Source organism: Sorangium sp. So ce448 (genome assembly GCF_051520915.1).
GTDB classification, from domain to species: domain Bacteria; phylum Myxococcota_A; class Polyangia; order Polyangiales; family Polyangiaceae; genus Sorangium; species Sorangium cellulosum_B.
Genome location: NZ_CP150343.1, coordinates 4980547 through 4997312 on the forward strand (window position 1 = coordinate 4980547; position 16766 = coordinate 4997312).

Below are 16766 nucleotides of genomic sequence, written 5' to 3' on the forward strand. Positions count from 1 at the left end.
AGCATGTCCACCGAGCACTTCGACGTTCTCATCGTAGGCGCCGGCCTCTCCGGCATTGCGGCCGGCTACCACCTCCAGACGCGCTGCCCCGGCAAGCGGTACGCGATCCTCGAGGGGCGCAGCGCGATCGGCGGTACCTGGGACCTGTTCCGCTACCCCGGCGTCCGCTCGGACTCGGACATGTTCACGCTCGGCTATTCCTTCCGCCCCTGGAAGGAGGCCAAGGCGATCGCGGACGGGGCGTCGATCCGCGAGTACGTGCGCGACACGGCCCGGGAGCTCGGCATCGACCGGCACATCCGGTTCAATCACCGGGTTCGAGCCGCGTCGTGGTCGTCGGAGCAGGCGCGCTGGACCGTCGAGGTGGACGTCGGCCCAGGCGAGGAGCGCGTCCGCATCTCCTGCAGCTTCCTGTACGTCTGCAGCGGCTACTACCGCTACGAGAGCGGGTATACGCCCAGCTTCCCTGGGCGCGACGACTTCCAGGGACAGCTCGTGCACCCCCAGCAGTGGCCGGAGGATCTCGACTACCGGGGCAAGCGCGTCGTCGTCATCGGCAGCGGCGCCACGGCCGTGACGCTGGTGCCCGCGATGGCCGCCGACGCGGCGCATGTGACGATGCTCCAGCGCTCGCCGACGTACATCGCCTCGCTGCCCTCGGAGGACCCGATGGCCAACGCGATCCGCGAGCACCTGCCGGAGCACATCGCCCACCGCGTCGCCCGCTGGAAGAACGTCGCGCTCAGCCTGCTGATCTACCAGATCTGCCAGCGCGCGCCGCAGCTGGCCCGGCGGATGCTCCGCGGCGGCGTCGCCCGGCATCTGCCGCCCGACTTCGACATCGATACCCACTTCAACCCTCGCTACGATCCGTGGGATCAGCGCCTCTGCCTCGTGCCGGACGCCGATCTCTTCCGTGCGGTGAGGGAGGGGCGCGCCTCGGTGGTCACCGACAGCATCCGGACCTTCACGAAGAGCGGCGTCCTGCTCGAGTCGGGCAAGGAGCTCCAGGCGGACATCATCGTGACGGCGACGGGCCTTGAGCTCCTGCTCTGCGGCGGCATCCAGCTCGCCGTCGACGGTGACGTCCTCGAGCCCGGCAGGTCGTTCATCTACAAGGGGTTGATGCTGGGCGGGGTCCCGAACTTCGCGCTCTGCCTCGGTTACACGAACGCCTCGTGGACGCTCCGCGCCGAGCTGGCCTCGACGTACGTCTGCCGGCTGCTAAGCCACATGGATCGCCACGGCTACCGGCAGTGCTTGCCGCGCCCTGAGGAATCCATCCCCGATCCTCGGCCGCTGCTCGGCCTGACGTCGGGCTACGTGCGGCGCTCGGCGGACCACCTGCCCAAGCAGGGATCGAAGGCGCCGTGGTGCTTCCGCCAGAACTACGTGCTCGATCTGCTCGCGATGAAGCTCGGCCCGGTGGACGACGGCACCATGGTCTTCTCCAGGGAGGCGGCCGAGATCCCTCAGGGGGACAGGATGAGCACCTTGACCTGACTCGGCACGATCCGCATTCCGGGGCAGTTCGTGGAGTTCTGCAGGCTCATGCTGGTCAGCCGGGTGGCCGGCATGCCGCCGACGAGGCAGGTGAACGCGGCGGTGATGTGGCGGGAGGGCCCCATGACCGAGCCGGACGCGACCCCCAGGGCGACGCCGGGCTGATCGCCGACGGAGATGAGCTGCGTCGTCAGCAGGTTATGCGCGGGCGCGCACATGAACAGCACGTTGTACGCGGCCGGCGCGCTCACCGGGCCAAAGGACATGTTCGGATAAGGGATCGGGGCGGGCACCGGCGGGGTGAGGCACACGTCCGGAAACCCGAGGTTCATCCCGCCCATCTGCGTGTTTGCGAACATGATGTCTCCTCAACCCAGGTGGATCTGCTCGCCGTCGATCTTGACGAGCTCCTGCGCGGTCACCAGCGTGTTCTCGCCGCGCAGGCTCATCGTCTTCTTCGCGACGTAATCGACCCGCTCGGCCCGGAGCTGCTCGAGCTCCTCGACGGTGCGGTAGGAGCGCTTCACCCGCTGCGAGAGCCGCTCCAGCACGGAGTCGAGGCTCCCGGCGAGGACCTTGGCCTTGCTGATCTCCGCGCGAAGGAATGTCCCGACAAACGAGAGGCGTTGCAGCGCGACGTTCCCGTCGACGGCGTTCACCGAGAGGCCCGCCGAGACCACAGCCACCTCCTTGGCCGAGACCAGGCCGATGCCGTCCTGCGCGGCGACGCCGAGGCGACCGGCAGGCAGCTTGATGTTCAGGTCGCCGTCCGCGACGATGCTCCCGGGCGCGCCGTCCTCCCGCTCCAGCACGGAGAGCACGTAGCAACGCCCGTCGGTCGCCACGGCAACGAGCACGAGGTCGCCCGCCTCGGGCTCGAGGAGGCACCCCTTGGCGCGCTTCGCCCGGAGCTCGCCCGCGTCGGTCTCCACGACGAGCGCCGCGCCGTCGGCGCGCACCACGGTGCCGAACTCCTGAGTGACCAGAGCCCTGGGCTCCTGCTTTCTCGCCAGACTGCGCATGATTCCCTCGTCAACGTGTAGACGTCTCGACACCCACGGCCGGAGGCTCCGAGCTCCCCCGGCCGCTGCTCAACACCCGTGATTGCCACTGCTCCGCCTCGGCGAGATCCGCGTCGTCGCCGAGGGCGGCCGCCCGGCTCGACCACACGGCCCCTTCGTCCTTGATCCGATGGAGGCGCGCTCGAAACAGGGTCGCCCTCGAGAAGTCGCTGGCCGAGACGTCGGCGTGGGAGAGGTCGGCGTACGTCAGGTTGGCGCCGTTCCAGCGCGCGCCCGTGCACGCGGCCCGGGTCAGGATGCACATCTCCAGGTTGGCGCCGGAGAGGTTGGCCTCGATGAGGCGAGCGCCCACGAAGACCGACTCCTTGAGCACGGCCCCGGCGAGGCTCGCGCGGGTGAGGTTGGCATTCACGAAGAGCGCCCGGCCCGCGAGCGCGCCGTCGAGCTTTGCGCCGGAGAGGTTCGCGTCCTTGAAACCGCATTGCGTCAGCGTCGCGCCGGAGAGGTCGCAGCCGCTGAGATCGGCGCCGGTGAACTGCGTCATCGTGAACGACATCCCGCGCAGGTCCTGGCCCGCGAGCTTCCCCTCCACGAGCACGGCGAGCTCGAAGACGGCGCCGCCGAGGGTCGCGGTCGAGAGATCGGCGCGCACGAGCGCCGTCTGCTTCAGCACGGCGCCCGAGAGGTCGATCCGCTCGGTCCGCACGTCCAGGAGGGCGGCGCGGTCCAGGTTGGCGCGCGCGAGCCGGGCGCCCGAGAGGCTCGTGTTGATAACGCTCGCGAGGGTCAGGTCTGCTCCGCTCAGGTCGATCCCCGAGAGATCGCCGCCGGTGAGCTGCGCTGCGATCAGGGAGGCGCCGTCCAGCTTCGCCCCCGTGAGGTCACAGTCCACCATCGCCGCGAGGTGCAGGTTGGCGCCGGACAGGCGCGCGCCGCTGAAGCTACAGCCGGTGGCTGTCGACTCCTTCAGCCGAGCGCGCGAGAGGTCCGCGCCGGCGAAGCTCACCTTGTCGAAGATCGCGCCGGAGAGGTCGGCGCCCGAGAGGTCGACGCCCGAGAGGTCGACGTCGGAGATGATCTCGCCGCCCTGGACCAGCTCGACCAGATCATTTCTGTCCATGGTTCTCCGGCGGCGCGACGAAGCGCACGTACTTCACATTGGCCCCCTTCAGGCTCGTCGCGGCGTTTCCGCGCATCTTCGCGGCGTCGACGCGGAACAGGTTGGCCCTCTCGAAGTTCGCGTCATCGACCTTCGCCTTCTGCAGCACGGCCTCCATCAGATCGATGCCGGACAGCGAGGCGCCCGTGAGGTCTGTCCGCGTGAGCATGGCGCCCACCGCGACGGCGCGATCCAGGCGAGCGCCGGTGAGGTCGCACTCGCTGAGATCGGAGCTCCGCAGGTTGGCCTCGGTGAAGTCGCTCCCCCTGAGGCAGGTGCCCCGAAGGTTGGCCTGCTCGAGCGAAGCGCCGCGGAAGTCGGCGCCGGCGAACGACGAGCCCGCGATGATGCGGATGTTGTCGAGCCTGGCGCCGCGGAAGACGGCGCCGTCTCCCTTGCCGGTGATGAACACCGATGCGCGGAGGTTCGCGCCGCGAAAGTCGACGCCCTCCACGCTGGCCTCGATGAACGTGCACTGCTCGAGGTCTGCGCCGGCGAGCTGGGCGCCGGAGAGGTTGGCGTTGATAAGGACGAGGTTGCGCGCGGTCACGCGGCTGAAGTCGGCCCCATCGAAGGTCGCCTCGGACAGGTCGGCGTCCGACAGGCGCGCGCCGGTCAGGTCGGCGCCCGACAGGTTGGCCCTGGCCAGCACGGCGCCGGTGAGGTCGAGCCCGCCGCCCATCTTCACGTCGGAGAGGTTCGCTCCGCCGAAGTTCGCGCCGGCGAGGTTCGCCCCGGTGAGATCCGCGCCGAGGAGGTTGGCCTTTGCCAGGACCGCGCCCGCGATGTTCGCGCCGCACAGCCGGGTGCCCGTGAGGACCGCGGCCTCGAGCAGCGCGCCCTCGAGATCGATGCCCGGCAGGTCGAGGTGCGAGAGATCGGCGCCCGTGAGATCGCGCCCCGCGAAGCTCTCCCCGGCCCGGTGCCCGGCGATCACCTCTTCCCGCACGCGAGCGGCCTCCTCGCCGCCCAGCCGGGAGGCCGCCGGGTAGTGGTGTGCGAACTTCCGGTAGGCAGAGCGCATCTGCTCCTCGACCTCGAACAGGCGCGCCGCGAGCTCCGGATCACCGAGCTGCGCCTCGAGCTCGGGCCACTCGACCCCGCCGTTCCGCGCCATCTGGGCGACCTCCTCGAGCCGCTCGATCTCCTTCCTGGCCGAGAAGCGGGGCGGGCCGCCGGCTTCCTTCTGCCGGTCGCCCATGATCGCGTCGTAATCGAATCCGTGCTTCGCGCACTCGGCGCGCGCCCTCTGCTCCTCGGCCGCGCGGCGCGCCTCCGCGTCCGCCTTGGCCTTCTCGGCCTCGGTCATCGCCCGCTCGACGTACGCCGGCAGCTCGTCCAGGCTGGGCTCGATCACGTCCTCGTCCGGCGGCAGCGGCGCGACGAGCGGCTCCGGATCGAGCCCCTGCGCCCGGATCTTCGCCTTGAGCTCCTCGACGTCGCGCTCCATCTTGGTGCGGGCGCGCTGCTGCCAGAGCCGTTCCGACTGGAGCAGCCTGGTCATCTCCGCCTGAGGGTCGTCCGGCAGCGGCCCCGCGCCCGGCTCCGGAGGCGGCATCAGGTCCGCGTCGCGCAGCAGGAACAGGTGCCCTTTCTCCTTGTCGAGTCGCTGGGCCATGACGGTTCGGTAATGCTCGCCCGGCCTGGGCTCGCCCATCGCCTCGCAGGCCGCGACGATGTGGAGCACGTCGGCCGCGTCGTCTTCACGGATCTTGAGCGCCCCGCGATAGACGAGGATCCCGCGCTCGTGGTGGGGGAAGAGCCGGACCGTGTCAAGGCGGGTCGCGATCTCCCGGAAGGACTCCCCCTCGCCGGTCTTCTGGTTGATGAAGCACCGCGTCGCCACCCCAGGCAGCGCCCCTTCGATCCGGGGCTTCCCGGGGTGCATGTTCTCGATGACGAACGCCTCGTCGCCCCGGAAATACCCCTCGATCTGCTGGTCCGGCGGCGCGGTGTTGAAGAAGCTCCAGTCGAGGTCCCTGGCGAGCTCGGGGAAGCGCTCCTTGAGCCACGCTTCATCGTACGTCCCGACCTTGGAGAAGCGCTGTGGCCATGTCGGATCGTAACCTCCGAACCCGGCGGGCGGGGGCCGGTCGCCGGGCGACCGGACGAGGCGGCGCGGATCCTCGATGTTGGGCAACGGGTGGACCGTGCCATTCTCGCCGCGCACCGGCGCGAAGCCTTTGCCGAGCGGGTTCGGCGCGTAGCCCTCGCCGCCGAAGGCGTTCCGCCATGTGATCGGCATCTCGGTGAACGGCTCCGGATCGGTCATCCCCAGGAGCTCGAAGCGGCGGTCTCCGACGACATAAAGCGTCTTGTCGATCGCCCCGAGCTGGACCCGCACCGAGCACGCGGCGCGCGGCACGGCGCCCGCGGTGAAGCAGCGGCCGTTCACGAGCAGCTCTCCCCGGAGCTTGGGCATGCACTCGTCGAGGATGGCGTCGCTCCCGAGCTCCGCGCCGGCGAACCTCCAGAGGCTCTGCTCGTAGAGCAGGCGCCTCGGCGCCTCGAACGGGAAGAAGACGAGGAGCGTCACGACGAGGTACGGCTCGCCGTCGTTCTCGAACACCTTCGTGAGCAGCCCCAGCCGGTTCGGCTTGATCGTCTTCATGAGGTTCGCAGCAGGCTCTCGCGGTCTTCTGCTGGGCGCCGCGCTAGTTCCGCCCGCCAGAAGTCCGGCCAACGTTATGGGGAGAGATCTCAACGCAAAGACGCAAAGGCGCAAAGACGCAAAAAAGAACAGATTTTGTGCAGGTTTGCGCCTTTGCGTCTTTGCGCCTTTGCGTTGAAATCTTTCTCCCCTCGCGACACCGATCCCTGACAGGATCTCTCACCCGAGGCACTAGTGGAACATGTGGATGAAGGATTGCCAGACCTGAGCCCCCGTCGAGGTCACCCTCGCCCCAGCATGCCTGGTGACCGTCACCGCCGAGCTACCCAGCTCGACGCCCTTCTGCCAGACCTCGAGGTAGTTCTTGTTGACCACCAGTTTGGCGTTCTTGACGTTGAGGCCGAGGACCGCCTCCGCCTTCACCCCGACGATGACATCCAGCTTCACCCCCGCGACCAGCTCCGTCCTTTGCGGCGCGACGACGTTCAGGGTGCCGTAGCCGTACGTGAAGTTGAACAGGCCACCTTGGGTCTTTTGAATCCTGAGGCCATTGATCTCGCGATAGTCGGATTTGGCCTTCGCTCTGAAGTGCTCTGCCTGGATAATGTAGTCACCCTTCGCGATGTGCTCGACGTTGCCGCCCGGGATGTCGACCTTCCAGCCATCGTTGAACTTCTGGTCGTGAAGGCCGGTGGTCTCCTCGTACCGGCCGCCCGTCGTCACCTTCGTCTCGTGATGGCCCTCGTACCGCTCCGTGACCTTCCCGTGGACGGTCGTCTCCTCGGTGCCGTGCTCGGATTTGCGCAGGTTGGTGACCGTGGTGGTCTGGGTGTCCAGGTATTTTTCCGTGACGGGCTTGGTGACCGTCTCGTTCTTCGCGTCCTTGTAAATCTCCGTGACGGCGCCGGTGACGGTCTCGCTCTTCGTGTCCTTGTAAATCTCCGTGACGGCGCCGGTGACGGTCTCTTTCAGGGTACCGCCGACCTCGATCTCCATTTGATCGACGACGTGATCTTTCCTCCAGGTGCCCGTCTCGATCTCGAGCGACTTGCCCGTCTTGATCAGGGCGGTGCCGTCCGTCCTGGAGATGAAATTGTGGTGATCGTTGGGCGCGCCCATGCGCAGGATCGTGTTCTCGGTCGGCGTGCTGACGGTGATGCGCTGCGAGCCCGCCTGGTCCTCGAGCTCGATGCGGTTCCTGCCCCCGGTCTGGATGACGTTCCTCGTCCTGTTGGCCGAGGTGACGGGGCTCGGCGTGAGCGCGTTGGGGGCGACGCCGGCGATGACGGGGCGGTCCGGATCCCCGCCGAGGAAGGTGCACATCACCTCGGTGCCCTTGCGCAGGGGGAAATGGAATCCCTCGGTGCCACCGCCGTGCGGCTGGAGCATGCGCACCCAGGTCGAGGCCTTGCCGCCCCGCAGGTCGCTCTCATCGAAGCTCAGCTTGACCGCGTAGCGACCGTGCTGGTCGATCTGCGCGTACTCGCTGTCCGCCGCGCCGTCGACGACGGCGTGCTCGGTCCCGTAGATACGAGGCCACGGCGTCCGCTGCGGCGCCCGGTACTGGACCGTCGAGGAGACGGCCTTGACCTCCATCCGATACACCTCGTCCCAGGTGAGCCCGATGATCTGCATCAGCTCGGGCGCCCAGCCCGTCTGGTTGCCCCAGTGCTCGACCTCGGTGGCCAGATACACCGCATTGAGCGCCGGCCTCGGATGCTCTTCGAGCTCGAACGTGTACCCGGGGCGCATGCTGAACGCCGCCCCGGTGCCGTGGTAGACGACCTGGCCCGCGAGCAGCTCCTGCGCCTTCACGGCCGCGAGGCGGCTGCCCTCGGCCGGCGTGAAGAAACGCGCGCCGTGGACGCTGATCTCGCCGAGCCCCTTCGCCGCGACGGGCGCCCTGCCGGAGATCTCGATCGCCGGATTGTTGTAATCATAGTCGCTCATGCGGACCCTGGACGGCATCGACGTGTGCCGGCACGTGAAGGTCCAGAGCACCTCTCCCTTGGCCCTGTGCTCGCCGAACTGCGGGACGTACCGGACCGCCTTCTGGCCGAGCGGGACGTGGACGCCCTTGTCGTCGGTGATGATGAGCGTCTCCCCGTCGTCTCCTTGCTCGAAGTAATAATAGAGCCCCTCGCGCTCCATCCACCGCGAGATGAAGTCGAAGTCGCTCTCGCCGTACTGGCACACGTGCTCCTGCGGCTTGTAGCTGCCGATCAGCCTGAGCTCGTACTCCGAGACCCCGGCGCCCGAGAGCACCGTCTTGATGATGTCGGGCACCGTCTGGTCGGTGAAGACCCGGCTATGCAGCGAAAGGGTGAGCTTCCAGAGCTGCGGCACGAGCACGGCGCGGAAGACGGAGCGCTCGCCGAACGCGTGGATGAGCTCCACCGTCGCGAAGATGCCGTTCACGAGGAGGGGAGCCCCGCCGTCCGGCGGGGAGAGGCGGAGTGTCGCCTTCGTGCCCACGGCGTCGGCGAGGTCGAGATCCTGGCCCGCGTAGTTCGTCATCACGAGATGGATCTCGAAGACGTACGGCTTCGACAGCCCCTCTGTTCCTCGAAATCCAATGACCCGCGTGGCGGCAGGGAACGCGCCGGCGCTGACGGTGAACGCATCTTGCATGGTTGTAATCCCCGTTGTCGGTGCGCGTTAGCTCCTGGCGCAGGAAGAACGTCGACTGTGGAGGCGATTCCTGGAAAGCAAGGCGATGATTGCATGCCGCGACGGCGCGGCGCCGTCGTGCGATCTGCATGCCTGACGTCGCATCGCGCGGATCATCCGGCCTGCGCCGCTGGGGCATTGCTGCCCTCGGGCCGCCGCGGCGCCCCGCGCAGCGTCGCGATCTCGGCCTCGACGTGGGCTCTCAGGCGCGGATCGCCGGCGAGCCGCCTGGCCCAGAGCCGCTTCATCTGCGCCCACACGGTGCGTCGAATGGCGAGCGGATCGAGCGCCGCGGCCGCACCGTCGCGCTCGGTCGCGACGACCAGCCGCGCATAATCGGTCGGATGCAGGACGCCGCGGATGGCCTCCCAGGCGGCCAGATAGGCTGCGTCGAACCGATCGCGGAGCGGTCGCTCGGGGCGTCGGGCCTCCTCCGCCATCGCCTCTTGCCATCGCGCCTCGGCCTGCTCCCAGCGCTCCTCGGAGAGGCCGTGCGCGCGGAGCACGTCGGCCCGGGGGATCGGCCGCTCCGCGAGCTCCGCCGCGACGATCGCGCACCGCTCGACGCTGACCTCGTCGCCCTCGCCCAGCGGCGGGAGCGGCCCCACGGGCGCGGAAGGCGCCGGCGAAGCGCGCTCGCCGGACCAGGGCGCGCCAGGGATCGGAAGCTCGGGCGCGACGCGCGGCGGAAGCGGCGGCGCGGCAGGGAACGGCGTCGCGGGCTGACCGGTGGCCCGCGCCTCGTCCTCGCTCGACAGGAGCGTCGTGCTGGTGAAGATGGCAGGGATTGGATCTGCGACCGGCCCAGGCTGGCCCTGCTCCTCCGGCGCAGGGGCTGCAGGCCCGAAGGGGAGCGCCGGCGCGCGCATCGACGGCTCGTCCGGCTCCACGGGGAGCGCGAGCGTTTGAAAGAGTGACGCCGCGGACAACGGAGGGTCGACGATCTCGACGTCCTCTGCGGAGAGGCTGATCGGCAGATCCGGGGCGAGCCGCGCCTCGCCCGCCCCGCTGGGAAGTTCCTTGATCCGGGCGGTCTCCTGGGGGCCCAGGCGGAGGGAAGGCGGATGCGCCGGCTGCGCGCGCTCCTGCTCCTCGAGGCGCACGTCGGGCCATGCGATCTCCTCGCCTTCGATCTCGACGCCGGCCACGATCCGCACGGACGCGAGGGCGTCCTCGCCGGAGACGGGGAAGACCCGGCGCCACACGACCGTGCAGCGCTGCTCGACGCCGTCGATGCGAAGCGTGTCGGCGTTGAGCTCGAGCACCTCGCCGTCTGCCGCGGCGGAGTCGGCGAGCCCCCGGATCCGCGCCACCCCGCGCGCCCCGGGCAAGCGCATCTGAAGCCGTGGAGCCGCCGGATTCACGTGCTCGAGCACGATCCACTCATCGCCTTGCAGGAATGCGATCCGCTGGTCCGCGGGCGCCGCCTGGAAGTACGACCAGTCGAAGCCCGCGGGGATGTCGGCGTTCGGCCCCTCGAGCGCCTTGCGAGGCGTGCTGCCGAGCAGCCGACGGCGCACCGGCGAGGCGTGCGCGAGCGGCGCGAAGCCAGCGAGGCGCGCGGGATCCTGGAGGTCGAGGATGCTGGCCGGGCCGTCCAGCGGCTCCCCATCGAACGGGTTCTCCCACCCGTTCGCGCCGCCAACCGCCCTCTCGTACACGAGGGGTAGGTGCCGGAAAGGGACCTTGTCGCGGACGAGGAGGCGCTTGTCGAGCACCCAGCCCCCCGCGCTGTAGACGGCGACCCGCACCGGCAAGGACTGGACCTCGGTGCCGCGCGGCGCGTGCGCGTCTCCGGTGAAGACCACATCGGCGCGACCGAGGTAGGGCGCGAGGTCCCCGCTCCAGCGGACGCTCCGCGCCGGGTTTTTGCCATGGTGGACCTCGGCGCGGAGGATCTCCTGCGGAGCGGTCCGCCACATCACCGAATCGATCGCAAAGGCGAAGCTCGCCTTGGCGATGACGGTGATGTGGTGCCGGCCCTGCGTGCGCCAGGCGATCGCGGCGGCCGCGGCGCCTTGCAGCGGCGTCACGGCGCCGCGCAGGAGCGCGCTCATGATCGTGCTCTCCGACGGCCGCGCCCGGCCATGGCTCGCCTCGGCACCATGAATCGCCTCCCGCGTTGAGTACCCTCGCTTGTGTTAAAAGCGCGCGGCAATCTCGCGATCTGTCTGTGACTGCAGCGCCGGCGCGCGGCACCTCTCATCGCCGGCGGGTCGAGCAGCAGCGTCCCCGCACGCCTGCGCTCGGGCGTTCAAGCGGGATGCGCCGGAAAAATGAGGAGCCGGTGCGTCGACGCGCGTCCACCGCGCGCGCTCATGCTAACAACCGCGCCGGTCGTCCGAACGCAGACGAGCTGGCCATGGACGACCGTGAGCGGCCCGCCTCACGGCCGAGTCGACGCGCGGGCCAGCGATGCATGGAGCTTTGAATGAAGTACTGTCTGTTCGCTGGATTGCTTGCATTGCCCCTCCTGGGTTGCGGATCGGATCCCGCTGACAACGCGGGCGCGACGACGACGGGCGCGACGACGAGCGCGGTCTCCACGGGGACGGGAGGTGCGGGCGGGGAGTCGCCGGGCTGCGCGCCGACCGCGGCGCCGGACGTCACCGATGTCTCCGGCACGTGGGCGTACCGCGCCATCGGGTCGCAGCTCACCCAGGCGCAGGGTCTCCCGCCGTTCCAGACGCGAATCGCCAGCGTGATGCTCATCACGCAGCAGCAGAATGGAGACGCCATCTCCCTGCAGGGCACGTATTGCGACCATTACACCGAGGACCCGGATGCGATCGTGCACGCCGTCATCCCGGACAGCTTCCGCGGGGCGCTCGCGCCGGTGACCCGCGAGGGCACGTTTGCGGCGAGCGAAGGGGGGCTCCGCTACAAGCTCGGGCCCCTCCACGAGGTGATCGGCGCGGCGCTCGGCGATCCGGCGCAGGACGAGCTGCCCACGGATCCGGAGGACGCCCGCGTCGTCGATCAGGACGAGGACGGGCACCCGGGGATGACGGTTCAGCTCCAGGGGCTCATCGACGGGTCGGTGTACGTGGCCGAGCGGGCGCGGACCGAGCTCGACGGCGTGGCGGTCGCGACCGATCGCATCGAGGGTCGACTCGGGTTCGTGTCGGAGCAGAGCGTGCTCGAGACGGATCCTGCGAGCCTCAAGGCGACCATGGCCGCCTCGAGGACGTATCCCGATCCGGAGGAGTGCAACAGCACCTTCGTGATGGTTCGTATCCCTGATGACGCGGACTGCGCCTGGATCAAGGAAAGGGCCGACACGCTCTTCCAGTAAAGCCCCTCCGGGCGCTCGCGGCGCCCCGCGTGACCGAGCGCCTCCGGGCCTACGCCTACGATCGAGAGGACGCCGGCTTCGCTGCGCTGCTCACTCGGGCAGCCGCAGGACGAAGCCGGCGCCGGCCAGCCAGCCGCCGCTGGAGAAGCCGGGATAACCTGGGTTGTTCGTCTGCAGCCCCTCCACGCCGTCGAGCGGCTCGCCGCTCACGATGTCGACAAGGTTGTCGGGGACCTCGTCGAACACGGGGTTCCTGGCGGACGGGCTCTTCGACACCTCCCGTGGCAAGAGCAGCTGGCCGTGCAGAAACGCTCCCACGCCGAAGTCGGCGCCGAAGAGCGACACAGGCGTCTCGAACGAGGCGCTGGCCGCGAGGCGCGCGTTGTCGACGTAGTTGGTCCTGCCGGTCTGGTCCGGCACGGGAGACGGCGTGAAGGCGACGTCCGCGGAGAACCTGCGACTCCCCAGCACGACCGCGCCGCCGAGCCCCACGGACACCGTGCTCGACCACGGGTCGGGCGGGGTCTCCGCGTGCCGATCGCGGTACTCTGACCATCGCGTCAGGAGCGCGTGCCCGCCGATCTCCCAGGAGGGCGGCGCCGGGCCCTTCGAGCGCGCGGCGCGCTCGCCCCCTCGGTCCTCGCTCGGCGGGCCCATGACCGAGGCCCCGACGCCGACGCGGGTCGGCTGGTGCCCGAGCGTCAAGCGATAGGCCTGGGGGACCGAGGTCTCGCCCTCCGGATAGGTCGTGTTCCAGAAGCGGATCCTGTTCTCGCCGTCGGTGTCCGACGCCGAGGCGAGGTGGAGCGTGGCCGAGAGGCGCAGCCAGGGGGCCGGGCTGGTCGTGAAGGCGAAGTAAGGAGCGAAGACGCTCTCGACCTCCACGTCGGGGTTGATGAGGGCGGTCCGCTGGTCGCTCGCGTCGGGCACGTGGACGGCGGTCCGCGCGCTGGTGCCGATCGTGACGTCGACCCCCGCCCCCACGGATAACCAGCGGGTGAGCCGGCCAGCCATCGACACGGCCAGGCTGGTGACCGACAAGCGATCTCCCAGCAGCTCGAACTCCAGCCGATTCGAGAAGTACTGCGCGCGCTCGTCGGCGAAGAAGGCCCGCTGCTCCTGGAAGCTCCTGAGCGGCAAGAGGGCGTAGAAGCCCAGGACGAGGCGGTCCTCGTAGAGCGGCCGCACGAACCCGAGCGTCGCGTAGCTGTTGATCTGCCGATCGCGCGTGTCGCCCCGCGGGCTCGGGAGCTTCGATCCCGGCAAGGGCCGGTGGGTGAGCCGAGAGGTCGAGCCGTCCGGATTCCGGATCTGGCCATCGTACACCGACTCGGGCACGTCGACGCCCGGGGGGCGCGGGGCCAGGGTGATGTCGCCGTGCGTGACGAGCACGAAGAAGCCCGCTTGCGTCGTCGCGGGCGCGTACGGCAGGAGCGCCGGGTTGAAGAACGCGGCTTCCGGTCCCCGCGCGAGCGCCCGTGCGTTCAGCCCGTTGGCGCTCGTGGGAGCGCCGGTGATCTCCAGCGCGCCCGACGCGCGGGCGGCTCCGGCCTGGAGGAGCAAGGCGGACGCCAGCGCGAACGGCGTGGCGACGCAGACTTTGTGCGGCATAGGTGCTCGAGGCGCGGGAGTCTGCCGGAGGGCCGGCCGCGAGGTCAAGCCCTGAGCCGCGCAATTCTCCGCGTCGTCACGGGCTCACCACGCCGATGCACGCCGAGAAAGAGACGCAGGTGTCACCGAACCTCCCTCTCGGAGCCATCTTCGCCGGCCGGCACCGGAACGAGCGGTGCATCGGGCGGTGAGGGAGGGGGACCGGAGATGAAGAGACGGCCGCGGACGATTTGGTGAAGGACGGCCCGCCACCGGAGCATCCACCAGACGCGAGGGAGACCGGGATGGGGACGGTCCCCTCCATCAAGAAACTCCCAGGAGAACAAAAAGACGAGCTTGTTCCGAGAAATGGTCTTCCCGCTCACGCTCCTCGGCGCCGCAGCAGCGGAGGCGGCTGATCCCGCAGCGCAGCCCGAGAGCGTCGGCGCGCTCCGGGCCGCCGCCTGAACCCTTTACTCACCCGTGAGGTTCCCCCATGTCCGAACTGTTTGTCGTTCACTCGAGCGCCTTGCCCTCCTCCACCAAGCTCGTAGCTTTTCATGGCACCGAGGGCATCTCGAAGCTCTATCGCTTCGAGCTCTACCTGACGATGACCAACGACGTCGGCCACGATCTGGACATGGCCGCCGCCGTGGGCAAGCCGGTGACCCTCTCCCTCGACCGGAGCGACGGCGGCCCGCGCTTCCTCCGGAGCGGCGTGCTTGAGAGCATCGAGCTGGTCAACGATCTTGCCGGTCGGTGCGTCTTCAGGGCCACCATGGTCCCGCGCCTCGCGTTGCTCACCCTGTCGCTTCACAGCCGTGTCTTCAGCGAGAAGACCGTCCCGGCGATCATTCAAGATGTCCTTCAGAAGGGCGGCGTCACGGACTGCGCGTTCCAGCTCCGGGGCGCCTACGGCGCCGAGGAGCATGTCTGCCAGTACCGCGAGAGCGACTATGCCTTCATCGCCCGGTGGATGGAGCGCGAGGGCATCTACTATTACTTCGAGCACGGGGAGGGCGGCGAGACGCTGGTGCTGGTCGACGATCGGTCGGTCCATCAGCCCCATGGCGACAAGCCGGTCCGTTATTACCCGCAAAGCGGCGGCGTCAACACGGCGAGAGACGCCTTCCGCGCCTTCACGTGCCGGCATGGCGCCACGCCCGGCTCGGTCCGCCTCAAGGACTATGACTACACCAATCCGGCCGTGGCGGTCGCCGGGCAGGCGCCCGTCTGCGCCAGCGGATTCGGCGAGGTCAGCCTGTACGGCGCGCGGTTCTTCTCGCCGGGTGAAGGGGCGCGGCTGGCGCGGATCAAGGCCGAGAGCCTCTCCGCCGCCGGCGTCGTCCACCAGGCGATGGGCGCGGCGGGGACGCTGATCCCTGGGTTCACGTTCGAGCTCGACGACCATCCGCGGGCCGCGTTCAACACGAGGTATCTGACCACCGAGATCGAGCACTGGTCGAACCAGGCCCCGGGCGTCCCCGAGCTCCGGGAGCTCGCGCCGTGGGAGGAGAGCTACCGCATCGAGGCCAAGGCCATCGCCGCGACGACGCAGTTCCGCGCGCCGCAGGTCACCGAGTGGCCGCGCATCTACGGCACCGAGACCGCGATCGTCGATGGCGCGGCGGTCAGCGACTACGCCCAGATCGACAGCCATGGTCGCTACCGGGTCAAGTTTCACTTCGACGAGAGCGACCTGAGCGGGGGGAAGGCGTCGACCTGGGTTCGGATGCTCCAGCCCCATGGCGGCGGCATCGAGGGCTTCCATTTCCCGCTCCGAGCTGGCGTCGAGGTCATGTGCGCCTTCGCGGGAGGCGATCCCGACAGGCCGGCCATCGTCGGGGTCGCGCCCAACGCGCTGACGCCGAGCCCGGTCACGGCGGGGAACAGCACGCGGAACGTGATCCAGACGGGCGGGCGCAATCGCCTCGAGCTGGAAGACCAGGCGGGGCAGGAGCGGATCACGCTGTCGACGCCCCATTCGAACACCTACATCCGGATGGGGGCGCCCAACTTCGGAGCGACGCTCGAGTCGAAGACGTGGGGTAACGCGTTCGCGTTCGTCGGGCTCTCCGCCGAGAACATCGTGGGTCTCAACCGAACGACGGTCACCGGGGGGTTCTCCGAGAATGTGGTGCTAGGCTTCGGTCTGTCGGTCACCGGGCTCTACTCGTGCAACGTCGTCGGTGGATACTCGGACAGCGTGGTCGGGCGCTGGCGCAGGACAAACATCTATGGTCACGACAAGATAACCGTTCGTGGGTACCGGGAGACGCTCATCAGGGGGAAGCGGACCACGACCGTCGATGGTGACGACAAGACCACGCTCAACGCCAATCGCAATGTCGAGATCGATGGCCATAGCCGATTGCACGTCGGCAAGACCCGCACCACCACCATCCAGGGCAAGGACACGGGCATCTTCCGCGATGATCGCGAGACGACGGTCGTTGGAGACAACGAGACGACGATTCGAGGCAACAGCAAGACGACCGTTCAGGGGACGAGGACCACGGAGATCCGTCGTCGCGCCACCACCGACTTTCACGACGGGAGAACGACCACCATTCACAAGGGGGGGAGCGTCACGCAGATCACGGGCAGGACCACCAGCACGTTCAACGGCGGAGTCACCTCCACGGTGAACGCGTGGAGGAAGAGCACCGTCACAGGCAACGCCACCAGCGTGGTGAATGGTCTCTATAAAACGGAGATCGGGAGACGGGTCGAGAGGATCAAAGGGACAAAGTACGAGAGGATCGATGGGCTGGCGTTCAAGAAGGCCCCGAACGAGGTGAAGGAGATCAGTATATCGAAGCTGAAGGCGAAGGGGATCAATGTCGGTGTCGAGATACACAGGATGAAGTGCCACCTCGACCTGAGGCACTCACAGCTGCATATCCTCAAGTGATC

The 16766-nt window shown here is 68.9% G+C and carries 10 protein-coding genes; 3 read left to right on the forward strand and 7 right to left on the reverse strand.

Annotated elements, in window-relative coordinates; all coding sequences use genetic code 11:
* Positions 1-3 precede the first annotated feature (3 nt).
* A complete protein-coding gene (locus WMF45_RS18705; protein WP_437718235.1) occupies positions 4-1503 on the forward strand; it encodes a flavin-containing monooxygenase in 1500 nt (499 codons plus the stop codon).
* On the opposite strand, the gene WMF45_RS18710 is transcribed toward WMF45_RS18705, so the two are convergent.
* From WMF45_RS18710 to WMF45_RS18735, 6 genes are all read right to left on the reverse strand, one after another.
* Positions 1473-1862 (reverse strand): DUF4150 domain-containing protein, encoded by a 390-nt coding sequence (locus WMF45_RS18710; protein WP_272095087.1) that lies wholly within the window; start codon positions 1860-1862, stop codon positions 1473-1475. The genes WMF45_RS18705 and WMF45_RS18710 overlap by 31 nt on opposite strands.
* 9 nt (positions 1863-1871) lie before the next feature.
* Positions 1872-2525 (reverse strand): DUF3540 domain-containing protein, encoded by a 654-nt coding sequence (locus WMF45_RS18715; protein WP_437718236.1) that lies wholly within the window; start codon positions 2523-2525, stop codon positions 1872-1874.
* Positions 2526-2535: 10 nt separating this feature from the next.
* Positions 2536-3645 carry a pentapeptide repeat-containing protein gene (locus WMF45_RS18720; protein ID WP_437718237.1) on the reverse strand — a complete coding sequence of 370 codons (1110 nt, stop codon included), beginning with the start codon at positions 3643-3645 and terminating at the stop codon, positions 2536-2538.
* Complete coding sequence (locus tag WMF45_RS18725) at positions 3632-6295, reverse strand: DUF2169 family type VI secretion system accessory protein (RefSeq protein WP_437718238.1); 2664 nt, start codon at positions 6293-6295, stop codon at positions 3632-3634. Before WMF45_RS18725 ends, WMF45_RS18720 begins: the two co-directional genes overlap by 14 nt.
* Positions 6296-6526: 231 nt before the next feature.
* A complete protein-coding gene (locus WMF45_RS18730; RefSeq protein WP_437718239.1) occupies positions 6527-8926 on the reverse strand; it encodes a type VI secretion system Vgr family protein in 2400 nt (799 codons plus the stop codon).
* A 152-nt stretch (positions 8927-9078) separates the two neighbouring features.
* On the reverse strand, positions 9079-11022 hold the full coding sequence (locus WMF45_RS18735) for a DUF2169 family type VI secretion system accessory protein (protein ID WP_437718240.1): 1944 nt from the start codon (positions 11020-11022) through the stop codon (positions 9079-9081).
* 374 nt (positions 11023-11396) lie between these two features.
* Here WMF45_RS18735 and WMF45_RS18740 point away from each other — a divergent pair, with 374 nt between their 5' ends.
* Positions 11397-12260 carry a hypothetical protein gene (locus tag WMF45_RS18740; protein WP_437718241.1) on the forward strand — a complete coding sequence of 288 codons (864 nt, stop codon included), beginning with the start codon at positions 11397-11399 and terminating at the stop codon, positions 12258-12260.
* 90 nt (positions 12261-12350) lie between these two features.
* Here the strand turns inward: WMF45_RS18740 and WMF45_RS18745 are convergent, their stop codons facing one another.
* The gene (locus WMF45_RS18745; protein ID WP_437718242.1) at positions 12351-13871 is read right to left on the reverse strand and encodes a hypothetical protein; all 1521 of its coding nucleotides are present in this window, start codon (positions 13869-13871) and stop codon (positions 12351-12353) included.
* Between the two features lie 475 nt (positions 13872-14346).
* On the opposite strand from WMF45_RS18745, the gene WMF45_RS18750 reads away from it, so the two are divergent.
* Positions 14347-16764, forward strand: a complete 2418-nt coding sequence (locus tag WMF45_RS18750; protein WP_437718243.1) for a type VI secretion system Vgr family protein — start codon at positions 14347-14349, stop codon at positions 16762-16764.
* The last annotated feature ends 2 nt before the right edge of the window (positions 16765-16766 follow it).

Excerpts from the sequence above, each read along its gene's own strand:
- WMF45_RS18745 (WP_437718242.1), bottom strand. The coding sequence starts at position 13,871 with ATGCCGCACAAAGTCTGCGTCGCCACGCCGTTCGCGCTGGCGTCCGCC.
- WMF45_RS18720 (WP_437718237.1), bottom strand. The coding sequence starts at position 3,645 with ATGGACAGAAATGATCTGGTCGAGCTGGTCCAGGGCGGCGAGATCATC.
- WMF45_RS18730 (WP_437718239.1), bottom strand. The coding sequence starts at position 8,926 with ATGCAAGATGCGTTCACCGTCAGCGCCGGCGCGTTCCCTGCCGCCACG.
- WMF45_RS18750 (WP_437718243.1), top strand. The coding sequence starts at position 14,347 with ATGTCCGAACTGTTTGTCGTTCACTCGAGCGCCTTGCCCTCCTCCACC.
- WMF45_RS18740 (WP_437718241.1), top strand. The coding sequence starts at position 11,397 with ATGAAGTACTGTCTGTTCGCTGGATTGCTTGCATTGCCCCTCCTGGGT.
- WMF45_RS18705 (WP_437718235.1), top strand. The coding sequence starts at position 4 with ATGTCCACCGAGCACTTCGACGTTCTCATCGTAGGCGCCGGCCTCTCC.
- WMF45_RS18725 (WP_437718238.1), bottom strand. The coding sequence starts at position 6,295 with ATGAAGACGATCAAGCCGAACCGGCTGGGGCTGCTCACGAAGGTGTTC.
- WMF45_RS18735 (WP_437718240.1), bottom strand. The coding sequence starts at position 11,022 with ATGAGCGCGCTCCTGCGCGGCGCCGTGACGCCGCTGCAAGGCGCCGCG.
- WMF45_RS18710 (WP_272095087.1), bottom strand. The coding sequence starts at position 1,862 with ATGTTCGCAAACACGCAGATGGGCGGGATGAACCTCGGGTTTCCGGAC.
- WMF45_RS18715 (WP_437718236.1), bottom strand. The coding sequence starts at position 2,525 with ATGCGCAGTCTGGCGAGAAAGCAGGAGCCCAGGGCTCTGGTCACTCAG.